This window comes from Nostoc linckia z4 (assembly GCF_002608075.1).
Classification (GTDB): domain Bacteria; phylum Cyanobacteriota; class Cyanobacteriia; order Cyanobacteriales; family Nostocaceae; genus Nostoc; species Nostoc linckia.
The window spans coordinates 30,835-49,504 of sequence record NZ_LAHA01000037.1; the positions used below are offsets into that span (position 1 = coordinate 30,835).

14 protein-coding genes and 1 pseudogene are annotated in these 18,670 nt (G+C 41.8%); 6 read left to right on the forward strand and 9 right to left on the reverse strand.

The genetic code is table 11. The features are described from left to right. Positions 1-245: 245 nt before the first annotated feature. The 3 genes and pseudogenes from psbA to VF06_RS24715 all read right to left on the reverse strand — a co-directional run bounded on the left by psbA (position 246) and on the right by VF06_RS24715 (position 3,197). Entirely contained in the window at positions 246-1,328 is a 1,083-nt protein-coding gene (gene psbA, locus VF06_RS24710) for a photosystem II q(b) protein (protein ID WP_099066039.1), read from the reverse strand. Between the two features lie 100 nt (positions 1,329-1,428). Further along, positions 1,429-1,563, reverse strand: a pseudogene (locus VF06_RS39465) (photosystem II q(b) protein); the annotation flags it as partial. Between the two features lie 680 nt (positions 1,564-2,243). Further along, entirely contained in the window at positions 2,244-3,197 is a 954-nt protein-coding gene (locus VF06_RS24715; RefSeq protein WP_099068374.1) for a Rieske 2Fe-2S domain-containing protein, read from the reverse strand. A 407-nt stretch (positions 3,198-3,604) separates the two neighbouring features. Here VF06_RS24715 and VF06_RS24720 point away from each other — a divergent pair, with 407 nt between their 5' ends. Then, complete coding sequence (locus VF06_RS24720; protein WP_099068375.1) at positions 3,605-4,261, forward strand: TetR/AcrR family transcriptional regulator; 657 nt, start codon at positions 3,605-3,607, stop codon at positions 4,259-4,261. A 147-nt stretch (positions 4,262-4,408) separates the two neighbouring features. On the opposite strand, the gene VF06_RS24725 is transcribed toward VF06_RS24720, so the two are convergent. The 5 genes from VF06_RS24725 to topA form a co-directional block, all read right to left on the reverse strand. Continuing rightward, positions 4,409-7,096 carry an HD family phosphohydrolase gene (locus VF06_RS24725; RefSeq protein WP_099068376.1) on the reverse strand — a complete coding sequence of 896 codons (2,688 nt, stop codon included), beginning with the start codon at positions 7,094-7,096 and terminating at the stop codon, positions 4,409-4,411. Between the two features lie 525 nt (positions 7,097-7,621). Next, positions 7,622-8,560: an ADP-ribosylglycohydrolase family protein gene (locus tag VF06_RS24730; RefSeq protein WP_099068377.1), complete on the reverse strand. Its 939-nt coding sequence runs from the start codon at positions 8,558-8,560 to the stop codon at positions 7,622-7,624. 198 nt (positions 8,561-8,758) lie between these two features. After that, positions 8,759-9,223, reverse strand: a complete 465-nt coding sequence (gene aroQ / locus VF06_RS24735) for a type II 3-dehydroquinate dehydratase (protein WP_099068378.1) — start codon at positions 9,221-9,223, stop codon at positions 8,759-8,761. Between the two features lie 11 nt (positions 9,224-9,234). Further along, positions 9,235-9,372 (reverse strand): hypothetical protein, encoded by a 138-nt coding sequence (locus VF06_RS41210; RefSeq protein WP_180267495.1) that lies wholly within the window; start codon positions 9,370-9,372, stop codon positions 9,235-9,237. A 348-nt stretch (positions 9,373-9,720) separates the two neighbouring features. After that, the gene (topA, locus tag VF06_RS24740) at positions 9,721-12,387 is read right to left on the reverse strand and encodes a type I DNA topoisomerase (protein WP_099068379.1); all 2,667 of its coding nucleotides are present in this window, start codon (positions 12,385-12,387) and stop codon (positions 9,721-9,723) included. Positions 12,388-12,576: 189 nt separating this feature from the next. On the opposite strand from topA, the gene VF06_RS41215 reads away from it, so the two are divergent. The 5 genes from VF06_RS41215 (at position 12,577) to VF06_RS24760 (ending at position 17,014) form a co-directional block, all read left to right on the forward strand. Further along, on the forward strand, positions 12,577-12,810 hold the full coding sequence (locus VF06_RS41215) for a hypothetical protein (RefSeq protein ID WP_100793677.1): 234 nt from the start codon (positions 12,577-12,579) through the stop codon (positions 12,808-12,810). Between the two features lie 76 nt (positions 12,811-12,886). Beyond that, complete coding sequence (locus tag VF06_RS24745; RefSeq protein WP_099068380.1) at positions 12,887-13,180, forward strand: DUF8820 family protein; 294 nt, start codon at positions 12,887-12,889, stop codon at positions 13,178-13,180. Continuing rightward, complete coding sequence (locus VF06_RS24750; protein WP_180267494.1) at positions 13,167-14,234, forward strand: DUF6745 domain-containing protein; 1,068 nt, start codon at positions 13,167-13,169, stop codon at positions 14,232-14,234. Before VF06_RS24745 ends, VF06_RS24750 begins: the two co-directional genes overlap by 14 nt. A 463-nt stretch (positions 14,235-14,697) precedes the next feature. Then, a complete protein-coding gene (rbp, locus tag VF06_RS24755) occupies positions 14,698-15,012 on the forward strand; it encodes an RNA-binding regulator (protein ID WP_096535928.1) in 315 nt (104 codons plus the stop codon). 397 nt (positions 15,013-15,409) lie between these two features. Further along, positions 15,410-17,014, forward strand: coding sequence for an NAD(P)H-quinone oxidoreductase subunit N (locus VF06_RS24760; RefSeq protein WP_099068381.1), 1,605 nt, complete (start codon positions 15,410-15,412; stop codon positions 17,012-17,014). A 220-nt stretch (positions 17,015-17,234) separates the two neighbouring features. On the opposite strand, the gene VF06_RS24765 is transcribed toward VF06_RS24760, so the two are convergent. Beyond that, positions 17,235-18,599 (reverse strand): ATP-binding protein, encoded by a 1,365-nt coding sequence (locus VF06_RS24765; protein WP_099068382.1) that lies wholly within the window; start codon positions 18,597-18,599, stop codon positions 17,235-17,237. Positions 18,600-18,670 lie beyond the last annotated feature (71 nt).

Sequence of the window (18,670 nt, forward strand, 5' to 3'; positions counted from 1 at the left end):
TTAACAGTCAACAAATACAGGACTTACGCAAGTGTCACAAAAAATAAATTTTTTTTGCTTGTAGTAAGGACTTCAGTCCTTATTAGAGGACTAAAGTCCTTACTACAAACTTAAAATAATATGCGAGTTGCGTAAGTCCTAAAATATTATGTTCTGATATGAGTCCCGACACTAAAAAGCACCCTCCATCAAGGAGGGCGCTTTTGATTCTATTTAATTTTCAGTTCAGTTGACTAGGGCAACGATTAACCGTTGATAGCAGGAGCGCTGATTGCAACAGGAGCCGCTTCGGCAGATGCCAAGTCTAAGGGGAAGTTGTGAGCGTTACGCTCGTGCATTACTTCCATACCCAGGTTTGCACGGTTGATGATGTCTGCCCAGGTGTTGATTACGCGACCTTGAGAGTCAATGATGGATTGGTTGAAGTTGAAACCGTTCAAGTTGAAAGCCATTGTGCTTACACCCAAAGCGGTGAACCAGATTCCAATTACAGGCCATGCTGCTAGGAAGAAGTGCAAGGAACGGCTGTTGTTGAAGGATGCGTATTGGAAGATTAGGCGACCGAAGTAACCGTGTGCTGCTACGATGTTGTAGGTTTCTTCTTCTTGACCGAATTTGTATCCGTAGTTTTGAGATTCGCTTTCGGTGGTTTCACGAACTAAGGAAGAGGTTACCAAGGAACCGTGCATTGCAGAGAATAAAGAACCGCCGAATACACCAGCCACTCCTAACATGTGGAAGGGGTGCATCAAGATGTTGTGTTCTGCTTGGAACACGATCATGAAGTTGAAGGTTCCGGAAATACCCAAGGGCATACCGTCAGAGAAGGAACCTTGTCCGATGGGGTAAATCAAGAATACTGCTGTTGCTGCTGCTACAGGAGCGGAGAACGCTAGGCAGATCCAAGGACGCATTCCCAAGCGGTAAGATAGTTCCCACTCACGTCCTAAGTAGCAGAATACGCCAATCAGGAAGTGGAAGATTACCAATTGGTAAGGGCCACCGTTGTAAAGCCATTCATCTAATGATGCTGCTTCCCAAATTGGGTAGAAGTGTAAACCAATGGCGTTAGAAGATGGTACTACTGCTCCGGAGATGATGTTGTTTCCGTAGAGTAAGGAACCTGCTACTGGTTCGCGGATGCCGTCGATGTCTACTGGGGGTGCTGCGATGAAGGCGATTACGAAGCAAGCTGTTGCTGCTAGTAAGGTGGGGATCATCAGGACGCCGAACCAACCGATGTATAAGCGGTTGTTGGTGCTGGTTATCCAGTTGGCGAAGCGGCCCCATACGTTGGCGCTTTGGCGCTGTTGAATGGTTGCTGTCATTGTTTTATGATTGCGGTTAAATTTGATGTATGTATCAGGCGGTTTTGTTTTCGCCTGTGAGTATACTTTACACTGCTTTACAAAAATTAATCAAGTGCTGTGTTGCTGCTAGTAAGGTGGGGATCATCAGGACGCCGAACCAACCGATGTATAAGCGGTTGTTGGTGCTGGTTATCCAGTTGGCGAAGCGGCCCCATACGTTGGCGCTTTGGCGCTGTTGAATGGTTGCTGTCATTGTTTTATGATTGCGGTTAAATTTGATGTATGTATCAGGCGGTTTTGTTTTCGCCTGTGAGTATACTTTACACTGCTTTACAAAAATTAATCAAGTGCTGTGAATTTTGGAAAACTAGTTTTAATCATTAGTTTTACTTATTTAAACGTAAGCATCGAAGCTCAAAATATGCCGCATCTACCCACATACATAGAAATTTATAGTTCTATTTTGGTTGGATCGCCTACTTACCTGGGAATAATAACTTTGTAGATTACCGCTATTCCAAAAAATTAACCCTCAGGTTACCACTGGGGGCTTTTTTGTTTGGCAAAATGGCAGATGGGTCAATTAGAGGCTTGCTATGGTATGGAAGTAGGATACATTCCATGCGAAAAGTACTGACTTGCATTACCTCTGGTTAACCACCAGGGGTTTTTATTCTTCGTAAAAAACATTGTATGGAAGACTGTTGACGGTTGAGAGTCAACAACCTGAACCTGAATAATTTATTTTTTGGAGTTCCTTAAAACAAATTCACTAAGCTCTTACGCATTTGAATTACATATATTTTCATGTTAGCTGTTGACTGTCAAGTGTCAACAAACCTAATGAATGATTGTGCAATCGGCAAGCTGCTCCGCGTGTACGTTTATTCATACTTTTGCGTAAGTCCTAAAATAATCAAATTAAAAAAATAATTACCAATTACGATAGAGGTTTTCTGCGTAAAACATCACCTCTTCATTTGGCAATCGAATTTTTGGTTTTTGTCGGGGATACAAACTTTCAACTGCACCAGTATCCTGTTCTATAACTGTGGCTGCTGCTTGTAAAACTGAATTTTTAAAGAATAATTTCATCAAGTAATTTTTGATTTTAGCATACATCAAAATAAAGGTTTTAGTTCTTGTTTCTGTTTCTGGATAAAGAATATGAATTTGAGCAATATCACCAATGGGTGTTTTTGCAAAAAAAGCTGTAGTGGAAGGAAAAGCATATTCAAGTGTGTTACTGAGGTTTTGAGGAAATATCCCCAAAACAGGATTTTTAATAATTTCTCCTGGCGTGTTTTTTGCTCTCTTCAAATCTTGTGTTACTTTTGCATAATATCCTTTTTCTTCAAAGGAGCTTACATGACAATATGTGATTTTAAATAGCTCTCTATGAGTACCATTTTGGTGATTATAGTCGTAGTTAACCATTAGATTACTCAAAAAATCTCCATGAATACTTTTTTCACCAGTCACTCCTATAAACTCGTACTCATCTACAATCCTTTGATGCAAATCTGGGATAGGTAATCTAGGTTCAAATCCGCCATATGTCCAGATACAATCGTGACTAATAACTACCTCCAATGGCTTGACAATTGGCTGAGTGTCTTTTTTATCCCCCTGATAAAGTCTGCCTTGACTATCAAATTCCAGTGCATGAAAAGGGCAAGCGATAGTATCTCTTTCTTGACAAACCCATCCAGATGATAAGGGTGCTTGCATATGCGGGCAGATATTGTCAAGGGCAAACACTTTGCCTTTTTGGTTTTGCCAAATGACATAATCCTGACCATTTAAAGTGATTTTATGAGGTTTATTCACTCCTAATGTAGATTTATGTGCGATTAACCAAGGCGCACCAGGTAAAATTGGTTGCATTTTTCCTCCAAAATATTAGCAAATTATTTATCAACACAGAATTCAACTCCCTGTGTCTGAGGGAATACGTAAAGGAACTCCAAAAAATCAATTATTCCGGTGAAAGCTTTGACTGTTGACAGTTAACAGTTAACTGTTAACCGTCAAAAATCTTCTATGGAATATTTTTTTACTTGGAAGTCCCTCGCTGTTCGCTGTTAATTGGGATAATTAAAGCTTGTTTGTTAACAAACGAAGTACTACCGAGCATTGCTCGGCTAACTTCAACTATTGCATCGCTAGATTATGTAAAAAATCAACTAACTAAAAAATTAGTTAATAATCATTAATTTAATCAAGTTCCCCTTCTGTGTCAACTACTAACTAATTTTTTAGTTAAGATGTTTTCGTTAAACTGATGGAGTACTGTGGGTCGTTCAACACAATCAAAACTTTCAGGTAAAAAACCTCGCCAAGTGCGGGACGCAGAGGCTACAAAAAAGCAAATTCTCGATGCAGCGGAAGCGGAGTTTGCGAGAAATGGACTGAGTGGGGCGCGGACAGAGGCGATCGCCAAAGGTGCAGGCGTCACCACAGCGATGATTTACTACTACTTCCAAAGCAAGGAAGGATTATATCAAGCTGTGTTGCAACGTCCGGCTGTGGAAATGCACGAAGGATTGGGACAGCTAAATTTAGATAAGTTACCGCCAGAGGAGGCTTTGAAGCTGCTTGTTACAGAAGCGATCGCCTACGAAGCAGCCCACCCACACCGAGGAATGCTGTGGTTCCAAGAAGCAAACCAAAATCAGGGAAAGTATTTTAAACAGGGAAATTGGCAAGAAAATTTTGCGTATCTCATCAAAATTTTAGAACGGGGCATGGCAGAGGGTTGCTTTCGTCAACTCGATCCATTTCTCACCACCATACATATTATTGGCGTTTGTAATTTATACTTCAATGCTTACGAAAACATCAAGCACACTAGACCGGATTTAGAACTGCTAAGTCCAGAAATGATTCAACAGCATACCCAAGCAGCAGTCAATTTTATTTTGGCTGCTGTGCGATCTACTGAAAATTAATGAGTAAAAGGGACTGTTAGGGACTTTGGATTAGGTTTGAAATGTAAAGTCCACGAAAAGAAATTTTTTCTGGTTGTTGATGAAGCTTGACTTACTAAAACTAAATCTGGCGATCGCTAAAATTGTGAATAACATCAGTATTAAGACTTACGAATTCCGCACAGTGCTAGTAGCCTTCAACTTAGGATAAGCAATGCGCTTGTGATTAAATTGCTGCCAAACATCCACAAATATCTGAGCAATTTTTGACATTTCTTCCCGCGTTAACCCAGAATCTATGAGTTGATTGTCTTGCCATCTGGCACGCAAAATATTGTTCAGCATTGTTAAAGCTTGTTCTACGGAGACATCTTTAGCCGATCGCTTTTCTTCTCCTTCACCTACCTTGCTTCCCTTCACTGGTAGCGGACGTTTACTAGATGCTTCGAGCGATCGCAGCGCCGCTTCGCAAGCATCCGCCAGCATGACAATTCCTGTTTCCCGTGACTGGGGAATCGGCCCGTCGTAGCGGAAATCTGCTTCATTTACCCTTACATTTGGATCTTCTTGAGCCATTTGCTGGGCTTGGTGATAAAAATAAGCAATCAGCATTGTTCCCTGATGTTCTGGAATAAAAGCTTGAATTGCTGTAGGTAAAAGGTGTTTACGCGCCATCACCAACCCTTCACTGACGTGCTTTTTGATAATTTCTGCACTTTTCCAAGGGTCTTTAATTTCTGTATCGTGTTTATTTGGCCCCCCCATTTGATTTTCAATAAATCCCAGAGGGTCGTGCATTTTTCCGATATCATGGTACAATGCACCGGCTCTGACTAATTCAACATTGCATCCTAATTGTTTGGCAGCAGCTTCAGCCAGGGTAGCCACAAATAGCGTGTGTTGAAAAGTTCCCGGAGTTTCAGTGGCAAGTCTTTTCAATAAAGGACGGTTTGGGTTTGCCAACTCTGCAAGGCGGATGGGAGTGACTAAATCAAAAAATCTTTCCAAATAAGGACTCAAACCTAAAGCGATGACACTCCAAACAAAGCCTGACGAAGCAAATAACCCTGCTTCTCGGAGGACGATATACCAAGTTGAACCAAATACTTGGCCAATTAAGACTTTGACAATCAAGTAAATACCGCCTTGAGTTAAAGCGATAGCCACGCCTAATAAAGCCAATTCCTCACGCGATCGCAGTCTTTGGGCGATGCAACTACCTAAGATTCCTCCGCCTACACCAGCTAAAAGCGCAGCTTTGCTCATATCCAAGCTGATGGCTAATATTGGTGACAGCAGTGCCACAACTGTCAATCCCAAAGTATGGCCGTAGAAGCTACCCAACAGTAAACCAAGGGCACTCCAAGTAGTGTAGGGCAATCCCATAACGATGACTCCTGGTACACTCAAAGTGAGGAGTAACACCAATAGGCGATCGCGTTGTCGTAATTGGCAATCAATATGTCGTTCTACCCAGACAAAAATGCCAATGGCAACAGTAATAATGCATCCTAATTTCACCAATTCCACCCACTTCACTTGACGGCGAATCAGGTGATAATGCTGTAATACCTCAAAATCCCAGGCACTAATCTGCTCTCCTTGTTTGACAATCACCTGACCTTGCCGTACAGTTTCCATCACAGGTGACACCCCAGCGGCAGCTTTTTGAGCTTTTTCTCTGGTTTTTTCCTCATCTTTTTGCAGATTTGGCTGAAGTACAGCTAATAAGACTTTGCTGGCTAATGGTTCGGCATCTTCTGGGACAAAGGTCTGGATTTGTAAGTTGATTGCATCTTGTAGGATATTTTGTGGTAGTCCTTGGGGAATGCCTTGAGTGAGAATCCGCTCTGCACTTTGATGGATTCCCAATTGTGTATTTTCCCAGTTAGCATCTGACAAGTTTAAGAGCAAAGATTCCTCATATATTGTTTCAGGGCTAACACTCTCCAACTGTAAGAGTTTTGCAGTAGCTTGAGTGTATTTTTGACGTGCTGCGGAAATTTGGGCAATCAGTGAGGCAAAGCTTTTCTCAGAATTTGTCAGTTGGTAAGCTTCTAGTTCTTTTATTGCTTGAATAGAGTCAGTGTTTTGACTGACTTCGCTCCAAAGAGAATTTTCTTTGGCTGGTATTTGATTGGGTACAGCAGCGCTTCGTCCTGTGATTTTTCGTTGCTGGTTTCGATGATTTTCGAGAGCTAGTATCACTGCTTGCCATTCCGACTCAGAACAAGAACGGAGGTAGTGCTGGCTAAATTGAGACAAAGCTGTAGTATCAAAAAACGGAAAGGCTCCTGCAATGGTACGAATTTCATTACCATCATCTAGAAGTTTTTGTAAATTTTCATTGATGCGATCGTTGATTTGTACATTAATCATCAATACTGCTATAAAGCCTTTACTAGCAGCTCTACGCTCAGCTTCGGTTTTTTTCTTATCTTCAATGCTATCTGTATACGGCGCTCTAATTGTCTGTGGTGCTGGATTTCCAATTTGTATTTGAGTTTGGTTGTATAATCTATTACCAATTACACCTGTAAGAGATACTATAGCGATCGCTAAAATGACAAAGCAACGCTTTCCATGTATCCAGTTGCAAACAACTGTATAAATAGTACTGTGAGTGTTAGCTGATTTTGCCATTAAATTTAGCGCTCTTTTTTGTTTTTGGCGATCGCTTTTGTCATTGCTTTTTGAGACAAACAAGATTACATTTCTGAAGATAGCTTTTACAAGTTCCCTTCTATGGCTTGTGCCTTTAAATAGCTTTCCTTTACGGCGTAGCAATCTGTACCATCGCCGCCAGTAAGACAATTGCTGGGTCAAGAACTGCAAAAATGGCTCTGTGGTTTTCATTATCTCTGCCTGCAATTGCTGACTTTGATAAGTTAACGATGTTGATTTTTCCAGAATGGTTAAATCTATCCTTGGGAACCCTAAGCAAACAAGGGGGCTAGACCATCAGCATTTAACTTTAAAGTTTTTGCAGCCATGCAATCACGGTAGGGCTACCGGAAGTTAAAGCTTGAAAAAAGAACCACCTCTGGCTTGAGTAACGCCGTTGAAGCTAGAATCTCCTGTTGTTGTAGGCACAAGAGTGTCAATTAAGTTTCTGAACTTTAGAGCGTCAGCCCTAATGATAAGTTTTCAACCGAACATAAAGTCAGCGGCTTCAAACCTGGTTATATGAAACTTGAATGTTCATTAGCTTAGCTCAAGACAAAACAATCATCAGGAAATTTAGATCTGCCGCTACTACTGCAACTACGGTTGCGGAAGTTAGCTACAGAAACAAATCGAGGGTTTACTGAAAAATATTAGTATAGGATACTTTCAATATTGCGAGTTTGGCATCCGCACTGTTGTTCGCTGAAAATAGTATTAACGCAACCGAATAACACGAGGAGCTGCGTAAACTGAAAGCAAAGCTGCCTTGGAGATGGCACATTCCTCCTCTGTTAACTTTTTAGGATCTAAGCGGATGCTATTATACAATCCAGACCACACAGCCACAAGTGCATCAGCCAATTCTAACATTTCCTCAAAGCTTGTTAATTCGGACGTTGGAGAGTTGTTTTCTAAAAACAAGACTCGCCAATTTAAAGGCATTCCTGCTGTAGTGTTATACGCACCTGATAAAGCAGCTGTAATTACACCCGTAGAGTATGCTGTGGGATGCGTGGCTTGTTGTTTGGAATCACCTTTGTGAGTCGCTCGCAAAACTGCAAGACGAAAGTCTTCTAATGTACTCAGAAAACAATAAAATGCGATGGCAATTGTGTTACTGAGCGTTTCTTTACCAGTAAACTCAGCTTGTACCCTTTCTAATCCAGCGCCTTGTGCTAGTAAATTCTGAATTCTTAATAATTTTTTCGGTATTGAGGTAGGCGTTTCTTGCAGGAAGGCAATTATTTCGGGAATCAGTGTCAGGGGATCGAGTTTTTCAGTCAAAGCCAAAGCAATGGTATATCCTACTGCTAAGGTTCCATCCCTAACTACTGGATCTTCACCCCAGATTTTTAGGAGACTTAGCAAGTTTTTTCGTAACTTAATTGGATTTTCATGATAAAAAAGTGCCACTGGTAATGTGGCAATAATTATCTCTGTTGGAGTTAAATCAAGAGAAGCTTGTTGTTGACGGGCTATCCAATCATCTATATCTAATCTACCCAAGTTAATTAAACTTTGGGTACCGAGAATTGCCATTCTACCAAAATTGGGGTAGTTCTGAGGCTCTATTCCACCACCAGAGGTTACACTTCCTCCCAGGAATGCTCCGAATAAAGTACCTCTAAACCGACTGATAAGAGAGTAACGCATTAAATAAAGCTAGGAGTGAGGAGTTAATTATCAAAATTTATAATTCCTGACTTTGCTATCAAGATTTTAACTTCTAACTCTTAAATAACTCTTAAATAATTCACTAGTGCTTGTAAGCCCAACACCATCCATATCTTAACTCCAAACTCCAAACTCCAAACTCCAAACGCCTAACTCCTAACTCCTAACTCCTAACTCCTAACTCCTAACTCTTAAATAATTTACCAAAGCTTGTAAGCCCAACAAGTAACTTTGATGGCCAAAACCACTGATTTGACCAATTGCTACTGGGGCTATGTAAGAATAATGGCGGAAATCTTCCCGACGATAAATATTACTTAGATGTACTTCTACTGTAGGCAAGTTTACGGCAGCGATCGCATCTCGCAATGCCACACTTGTGTGGGTATATGCCCCTGCATTAATTAAAATTCCTTGATGTTGCCCCCATGCTTGATGAATAGCATCCACCAAAATTCCTTCATGATTCGACTGCAAGGGAAAAATTTTCGCCTGTAATTTTAATCCTTCTTCTTCTAACAGGCGGTTAATTTCCGCTAATGTCAACGAGCCATAAATTCCTGGTTCTCGCTGTCCTAGCAAGTTTAAGTTTGGCCCGTGCAGTGCCAGAATACTTAAGGGTTCTAAAGTCGAGCTTACCACTTTCGGGGCTACTAGCGACGGCGTGAGCGATCGTTCACAGGAATCGGAATCAGTTCCGGTTCCGGCTCAACCTCTGGCCCTAAAAGGCTCTCAATTAGCCTGCGTGCTAATTCCTTAAGCTTTTCTAGCACCTTTTCTATATAGTCCATGAACTGACCGCTCCTGAGATACTACCTCAATTTTGATTAACAATTACGCATTAAGTTGCGTACTTTTGCACCTCTAGCTTTTAACGTAGCTCATACACAATCCCGTTTTTGGGACATTAGCCACTTCTAAAATTTGGGGTTGTGTTTTCCCATACTTTTTAGAGTATCACACTTGCAACCTATAGAACTGCATCCTACCAGGGATGGGTATCTAGGGTCAAGAGTCAAGGGGAGCTGCTAATTTATCAAGCTAAAATCTGCTGGTTACAGATTGGGGGATGGATCAAGAAAATTTTGAACTTTGCAAGGTTGCTCAGTAAATTATCCAAAATCTCAAATCTTCAATTGTTAGCCTTCCGCCGTCTTTTTCTTCGTCGCTGTGGTCGATGACTTCGCTGTTGACTTAGATGCAGTTGACTTAGATTTAGAAGTTGTTGATTTTGTAGTTTTGCGAGTGGATTTTCCTGTCCCAGCTTTAGCAGCCAACAATTCCAAAGCCATAGCCAGCGTTATATCTTCTACAGATTGACCCTCTGGGATTCTGGCATTAGTTTTGCCATGCTTGATGTAAGGGCCATAGGGGCCGTCGTAGATATTCACTGGGTCGTCGTCTTCTGGATGTGTACCCAATTCGCGTAAAGCTGCCTTGGACTTGCTGTTGGTGGAACTGCGTCCCTTTTTTGGCTCGGATAATAACTCCAATGCACGTTCCAGGGTGACTGTCAATACATTATCTCCAGCTTTCAGGGAGCGATAATCTTTTCCTTCCTTACCCTGGTCGTGAACGATATAGGGGCCAAAGCGTCCCAAACTCGCTTGAATTTTGCTGCCAGTAACTGGATGAGTTCCTAATGTCCGGGGTAGTGCTAACAGACCAACAGCCATTTCCAGGGTAACGTTTTCTGGGGTGACGCCTTTGGGTAGAGAAGCTTGTTTCGGTTTGGGATTTTCCTCGGACTTGTCCCCTAATTGGACATAAGGGCCATAGGCACCAATTTTCACATAAATTGGTTCGCCAGTTTCGGGATGGCGTCCTACTTGGTCTGGGCCGGTGGTTTTTTGCCGCAGCAATACTTCTACCTGTTTGGGGTCGAGGTCAGCTGGTGTCAAGTCTTTGGGAATTGAGGCAGTGACAACACCTTCACCATTTTCAACTTCAATGTAAGGGCCATATTTACCAATGCGGACTTTGGCTGCTAAATTTTCCAGTTCTACAGTTCTAGCTTTAGAGGCGTCAATTTGGCTTTCCTGTTCCTTGACTAGGGTTTCTAGACCTTTGTCTCCCAAATAAAATTCCTGGAGGTAGGGCAGCCATTTAGCTTCACCTGTGGCGATGTCGTCGAGGGTTTGCTCCATTTTTGAGGTAAAGCTGGGATCGACGATATCGGGGAAATGTTTTTCCAGCAAGTCGGTGACGGCGAAAGCAGTGAAGGTGGGTATAAGGGCGTTATTCACCAATTGGGCATAACCCTTGTCGATGATAGTGCCAATGATGCTGGCGTAGGTACTGGGACGACCGATACCTTCACTTTCTAAGGTTTTTACTAGAGTCGCTTCGGTGTACCTAGCTGGGGGTTGAGTTTCGTGACCAACGGCTTCTAGTTCAGTACAATTGGGGCGATCGCCCACTTTCAGGCTAGGTAAAATTACTTCTTGGTCTTCCAGTGCTGCTTCTGGGTCGTCTGAGCCTTCAACGTAAGCGCGTAAATATCCCGGAAATTCAATGCGCTTACCAGAAGAACGAAAACCAGCGTCTTCCACTTGCAATTGTACGGAAATTTGGGTTTGCCGAGAATCAGCCATTTGGCAAGCCACAGTACGCTTCCAAATTAAATCGTAGACAGCGAGTTCGCGACCGCCCAAACCGGTTTCTTGGGGGGTGCGGAAAGTGCTACCTGCGGGACGAATTGCTTCGTGGGCTTCCTGTGCGCCTTTGGATTTGGTGGTGTATTGCCTTGGTTGGGGGCTGAGATATCGCTGACCGTAAAGTTTTTCTACACAACTTCTAGCAGCGGCGATCGCTTGATCTGACAAATGTACCGAATCTGTCCGCATATAGGTAATATACCCCTGTTCGTACAAATTCTGGGCAATTCGCATCGTATCGCGGGCTGAGAGGCGCAGTTTCCGGTTAGATTCTTGTTGTAGGGTCGAGGTAGTGAACGGTGGTGCTGGTTTACGCGTTACTGGGCGTTCTTCGATGTCAGTGACACTCCAAGTTTTCCCAGTCAGGCGTTCTTTCAGGGCTAGGGCTTGTTCTTCATTGAGTAACAAGACATTGCGACCTTGGACAATTTGTCCGGTTGCAGGGTCAAAATCGCCGCCACTAGCGATTTTGCTTCCTCCTAGCGTCACCAACTGGGCAGCAAAGGGTGTTTTATCCTTTTCTAAACTAGCTTTTAAATCCCAGTAAGTACCTTCATGGAAAGCCCGACGCTGGCGTTCCTTGCTCACCAAAAGTCGCACCGCTACAGACTGCACCCGCCCAGCAGATAATCCCCAGGCGATTTTTTTCCATAGCAACGGAGACAAAGTATAACCCACTAATCGGTCTAAGATTCGCCGCGTTTCTTGGGCGCGAACCAACTGCTCATCGATATTGCGGCAGTTTTTCAGCGCTTTTTTGATGGCATCTTGAGTAATTTCGTGAAACACCATCCGCTTAGTCGGAACTTTCGGCTTCAGCAATTGGTATAAATGCCAACTAATGCTTTCACCTTCCCGGTCTTCGTCTGTTGCCAGAATCAGCTCATCTGCATCTTTAAGTGCATCCTTGAGCTGAGTGACAATTTTCTTTTTGTCTTTCGGGACAACATATACCGGTTCAAAGTCGGCGTCCACATTTACCCCTAGCTGCGCCCATTTTTCCCCTTTGACGGCGGCGGGAATTTCAGTAGCCGACTGGGGGAGGTCACGTACATGACCCATAGACGCCTCTACCTTATAGTCTGATGGCAAGTAGTTGCGAATGGTACGAGCTTTGGTTGGAGATTCGACGATGACGAGAGTTGACATGGAAATTTCAAAAAAAAGAATAGCTGCTAAGCTAAACAGTCAAATTGAGGTAATTTTTACAAATTGTCAAGATAAAACGTCACGCTTAGGGCGGTGATTTAATCCTCACACAAACTGCCCGCTTGGGAGAAAATCCACCCTAAGTTAGGGTACAGTCCTTCCCAGAGTATAGGAGAGGGAAAGCTAGATGTGAATTTCCAGCTATTTCAATCTTTAACTTATCTATCGCATAATTGGCGAGTAGAGTTTTTAAAATACTCCGCAAGGGGAGTAAGGGAGTGGGGAGTGTGGGGAGTGTGGGGGGATGGGGGAGTGTGGGGAGAGAGAGGGGAAAGATTTCTTTTCCATCTTCTTCATCCTCCCACACCTCCCACACCTCCCACACCTCCCACACCTCCCACACCCCCAATGCCCAATTATTAAGAGCTTGTGCCAAAATTAAACCAAACTCAAGCAAAAAAGCGAAGTGGGTTTATGCCCATGTCAGGAAAGCAAAATCATGCTACCAATTCGTCAAGGTGATGTCATATTATTGCCGGTGCAGCAGGTTGAAGGACAAAAAATACCTCATCTAACTTTGGCAGAAGGCGAAGTTACGGGTCATAAACATCGAATTACTGAAGGCAAGGCAGAATTGTACGAGAAAGATAGCACGCTCTATTTACGTATTTTTTCTGACTCGGCATTGCTAGCTCATGAGGAGCATAAAGCTATTTCAATTCCCCAAGGTGACTGGATGGTGAAAATTCAGCGAGAATACGAGCCTGAAGGTTGGCGTTATGTCGCTGATTGAAAAGTTAACGCCTGAGCAAGAGGCTTTGATTCCAGTTTATCGGGAGAAGTGGCGGAAGATTGCACTTTCAACTGAGCGAATTGATAGAGAGAAAGCGGCGGAAGTTGTTAAAGCTGCTTATAAAAGTATGGACTTCGATGAGCCTAAAATTCTATTTTATGATAGTCCTTATGCAGCTTTGAAAGAATTTATGCTGCAATTAGATAACTCTTTATTTAACCAGAAAGCTTACAAGTTTCGAGAAAAATTTTTATTTCCAATACTAGATGAGATAGAAAACCAAATAGCAAATAAAGAGTTAGAAATTTTCATTAAACAAGAAATAATTGTAAATTCAATACTTGATATATGTGATATATATGCTTGGATTTTATCGAAAGAATTCGATCAATCTTTGTATATCTTTTATGAAAACTTCGATCTTAGTATTTATAACTTAAATTATATATCACCAGAACTATTGCTTGGTGAAGTTATTTGTATTGATTTCTGTATATCTGAATTAAAATGGAATGTCTCTCAACAACTTTGGTTAATCTTACAAAATCTAATGAAAAATTGTGGTTGGATTTTTCCAGATAAGAATATAGCCATTATATGCGATCGCCCCCTTCACTTGCGCTTCGACAATCAAAATCGCCTCCACGCTGAAGGCGAACCCGCAATAGAGTATGCTGATGGATTTAGCCTCTACTCCTACCACGGCGTAACCTTGCCTGAAAAATACGGTAAAGTTCACCCAAAGCAATGGCAACCTCAATGGCTTTTATCAGAGGAAAACGCCGAACTACGTCGAGTCTTAATTCAAGGTATTGGTTACGCTCGAATTTGCCAAGAATTACAAGCTATTGAATTAGATACTTGGGCTGAATACACACTATTAAAAATTGATGCTGATGTTGATGAAGAACCAATTTATTTATTAAAAATGGTTTGCCCAAGTACAGGCTTTATTCACGCCTTGCGAGTTCCGCCAAATATTAACTCAGCGCGTGAAGCGATTCGCTGGGTAAATTGGGGAGTAGATGCAGAGGAATTTGGCGTGCAAACATAAGACTACTTCAGGGACTCTCTCCATTGATAAATTGTTACTCATCTAAAAAATCCCAATTAACCTGAATATATCATTCAATTAAATTCCAAAAACACACATTATTAAAAGTGACTTGCCCAAGTACAGGCTTGATTCACGCCTTGCGAGTTCTACCTACCAAAAAATCAGACTATGAAGCAATTTGCTGGATAGAATAAGTAATATAACCCAAGGAATTTGCAGTACAAACCTGATTTGAGCAATCAACAGTAAGGTAAGAAATATAAATAGTAAGTATAGAGAAAAACGATGGATTTTACCATACATGAGGACAAATGCACGAATTTGGGCTTGGCCAAATGGAAAGTTATGGTAGGATAATTTTGGAGAAGTTAAGTTCGGCGATACGAATCTTGTTTTTAGTAATAATTGCAAGCGGCTCTCCGGATAAACATCTCTGCATCAATGGATTCTGGAGAGTTTCATGTCAATCTACGTAGGGAACCTATCCTACAGCGTCACACAAGATGACCTTAGTAAGGTATTTTCCGAATATGGTGCCGTTACACGCGTTCAATTACCCACAGACAGGGAAACAGGACGCGCACGGGGCTTTGGTTTTGTGGAAATGGAATCATCAGCCGCAGAAGACGCTGCTATTCAGGCTTTAGATGGTGCTGAATGGATGGGTCGTGTAATGAAAGTTAACAAAGCAAGACCACGAGAGGAGAAAGCTACTCGCTCTGGCGGTGGTGGTTGGCAAAAAAATAATAACAGTGGATACTCACGAGGGTATTAAGTTTTGAGACGATTGACAAAGGCAAAAGCTTTATTAGCTATGTCTACGACGGGCTACGCCTACGCCAAGCAAAAACTACACCAAAATTAGCAGTTTAGTAGATAACTGAAGCTACAAAAATTGTAAGTAAGCAGTTCAGAAGAGCCTGAACTGCTTATTTGTTTGAAACATCAATGTTGAATGTAAATTAGCAATCTAATACTCTTCAACATAATTTAATTCGATGGTCAGCATAGTAATTTGTCTAGCAACAAGCTGTTACTCTTTGTTGGAGCTACTTGCATCCAAGGGGGAATTTTAGCTTAAGAGAGAAATTTTAATGCAATTTTGGTAAAGAACAATAGATAGAATGAACAGAGTTAGCCTTAATGTCTAATCGCCAAAACCTATACATCTCATGGATTTTGCTAATCTTGCATCCCAGTTAAATGCTGGAACGATCTTACCAGAGGGAATTGTGATTCTCACCCTCTTGGGGGTTTTGATTGTTGATTTGATTTTGGGGCGTACATCCTCGCGTTCGATTGGATATCTAGCGATCGCGGGTTTATTAGCTTCGATTATCGCCCTGTCTTTTCAATGGGATGCTTCCAATCCCATCTCTTTTAGCGGCGGCTTTAACAGTGACAACCTGAGTATCGTCTTTCGCGGTATCATCGCGTTGTCTGCCGCTTTTACTATACTGATGTCAATTCGCTACATTGAGCAGAGTGGCACCGCTTTAGCAGAATTCATCGCTATTTTGCTGACTGCTACCCTTGGAGGGATGTTTTTATCCGGGGCTAGTGAGTTAGTCATGATTTTTATCTCCCTAGAAACCCTGAGTATTTCCTCTTACTTGCTAACAGGATATACCAAGCGTGACCCCCGCTCCAACGAAGCGGCTCTGAAATACTTGTTAATTGGAGCTTCCAGTACAGCAGTATTTTTGTACGGAGTATCATTGCTGTATGGGTTATCAGGTGGACAAACTGAACTAAGTGCGATCGCCACTGGCATTGCCACAGCTAAGGCTGGTCAATCTTTAGGTTTAGTCATTGCTCTAGTGTTTGTAATCGCAGGTATTGGCTTTAAAATCTCCGCCGCACCCTTCCACCAGTGGACGCCAGACGTTTACGAAGGCGCTCCCACCCCGGTAATCGCCTTTTTATCCGTAGGTTCCAAAGCAGCTGGATTTGCTTTAGCTATCCGCTTGCTGACAACAGCCTTTCCACTGGTTGTAGAAGAGTGGAAGTTTGTCTTCACTGCTCTGGCCGTTCTCAGCATGATTTTGGGTAACGTAGTCGCCCTAGCCCAAACCAGCATGAAACGGATGCTAGCTTATTCATCCATTGCCCAAGCCGGGTTTGTGATGATTGGCTTAATCGCTAGCACACAGGCAGGGTACGCCAGTATGATCTTTTACCTCCTGGTTTACCTATTCATGAACCTGTGCGGTTTTACCTGCATCATTCTGTTCTCCTTGCGGACAGGAACCGACCAAATTGCCGAATATTCTGGACTATATCAAAAAGACCCACTTCTAACATTGGGCTTGAGTATCTCCCTACTTTCCTTGGGCGGTATTCCACCATTAGCTGGATTTTTTGGCAAGATTTACTTGTTTTGGGCTGGTTGGCAAGCAGGTCTTTACGGTTTAGTCTTGCTGGGTTTAGTTACTAGCGTTGTCTCCATCTACTACTACATTCGCGTAGTCAAGATGATGGTGGTCAAAGAACCCCATGAAATGTCCGACGCCGTGAAGAATTATCCCCCAGTAAGTTGGAATCTGCCTGGATTTAGACCTTTGCAAGTCGGCTTAGTGGTTACTTTAATCGCCACTTCCATTGCCGGGATTTTGTCAAATCCATTATTTACATTGGTTAACCATTCCATCACCCATAGTGCAATTTTGCAAGCAACAATCAATAGCACTGTACAAGCACAAAATCCACCAATTGTGCCAAACTTAGATTCAGTAAGTCAGTCTCAACACGTAGTTGATTCGACTGCTAAGATTTAATCTTCTGCATCTGAATAAAACTCTGTGCTACCAAAGAAGCGCCTGTTTGTTAATTAGCAAACAGGCGTTTTTTAAATTCGATTTACTGAGCCAAGATTTATCGCAGTTGAAGTATATTTTAGGAAATAAGCTTACCCAAAAATCCATATACCAAGATACTTTAAAGCCTATTGCCTATTGCCTACCATAGAACTACATTATCAATCCAAAATCTCAAATTCTATGAACAAATAGGTATTTTAATAACAAATTCTGCACCTTTACCGGGAGTAGAAAAACAGCTAAGTTTGCCGCCATGTTTTTCCACGATAATCTGATAACTGATAAATAAACCCAGCCCAGTGCCTTGACCTACAGGCTTAGTAGTAAAAAATGGGTCAAATAGCTTTGAGCTAACTTGTTCGTCGATTCCCAAACCATTATCAGCAATAGTAACCATTATCGAGTTTTCATCGATTACTTCAGTAATAATTTGAATTTGGGGATTGTCAGTTGTTTGTGAATTGACTGCTGACCACCGACCATTGAGTGCCGACTTTTCCAAAGCATCAATGGCATTCACCAAGATATTCATAAATACTTGATTGAGTTGACCGGGGTAGCAAGTGACATTGGGTAGTTGCCCATATTTTTTAACGACTTTGATTTCTGGACACTCATCTTTAGCTTGCAGCCGATGATCCAAAATCATTAAAGTACTATCAATTCCCTCATGAATATTAACTTGCTTCAGTTCAGCTTCATCAAGTCTAGAAAAACTTCTTAATGATTTAACAATATCTTGAATGCGCTGTGTCCCCACCGTCATAGAATTGAAGAGTTTAGTTATATCTTCAATGAGGAAATTTAAGTCTATTTCTTCTATTTGTTGTTGAATTTCTAGAGGCGGATTGGGACAAATTGTTTGATAAATTTCCACTAATTTGAGTAAATCTTGAGTGTATTTATAAGCATGATGGAGGTTGCCATAAATAAAACTCACGGGGTTATTAACTTCGTGAGCAATACCAGCCACCATCTGACCTAAACTAGACATTTTTTCAGCTTGGATTAGCTGAGTTTGGGTGAGTTGTAGTTCCTTTAGTGTTTCTTGTAAAGCAGTTGTACGTTCTTCAACCCGAATTTCTAGTTCTTCATTTGCTTTTTGGAGTTCTAACTCCGCTTGTTTGCGTTTTTGAACTTCTTTTGCTAACTGATCGATTTTTTGGTTGAGAAGAAGGAAATTATTGCTCGCTAAATTTCTATTTTCCAACCGCAAAAGAATTAAAGCTGAAGATTCAGGAGACCAAGGTTGGATAACTGCTCCTTGAGTACGACACCTTAATGTTTGCCCATCATTTCTATTTAAAGTTAAAGAACCTAAAATCATAGCTCTACTAGTGGAACACGCTTGTAAATACTTGATAATATCGCTAGCAGGCTCAGTTACCAAATCAAAAAGCATTTTCCCTTGGAGTTCCTGACGGCGTAATTTCAGCATATCTGCTACTGCTTGATTGGTAGCTAAAACTTGACCCTCATTAGTTACTAAAAGTAAAGGTTCTGGTAAAACTATGGCAAGTTCAATAAATTGTTCAGGAGTCATGGGCTTGCAATTTAAACTTGGACTAAACTTTACCGCTCTACACCAGAGCTAGTATGGTGGAATTAATTTAG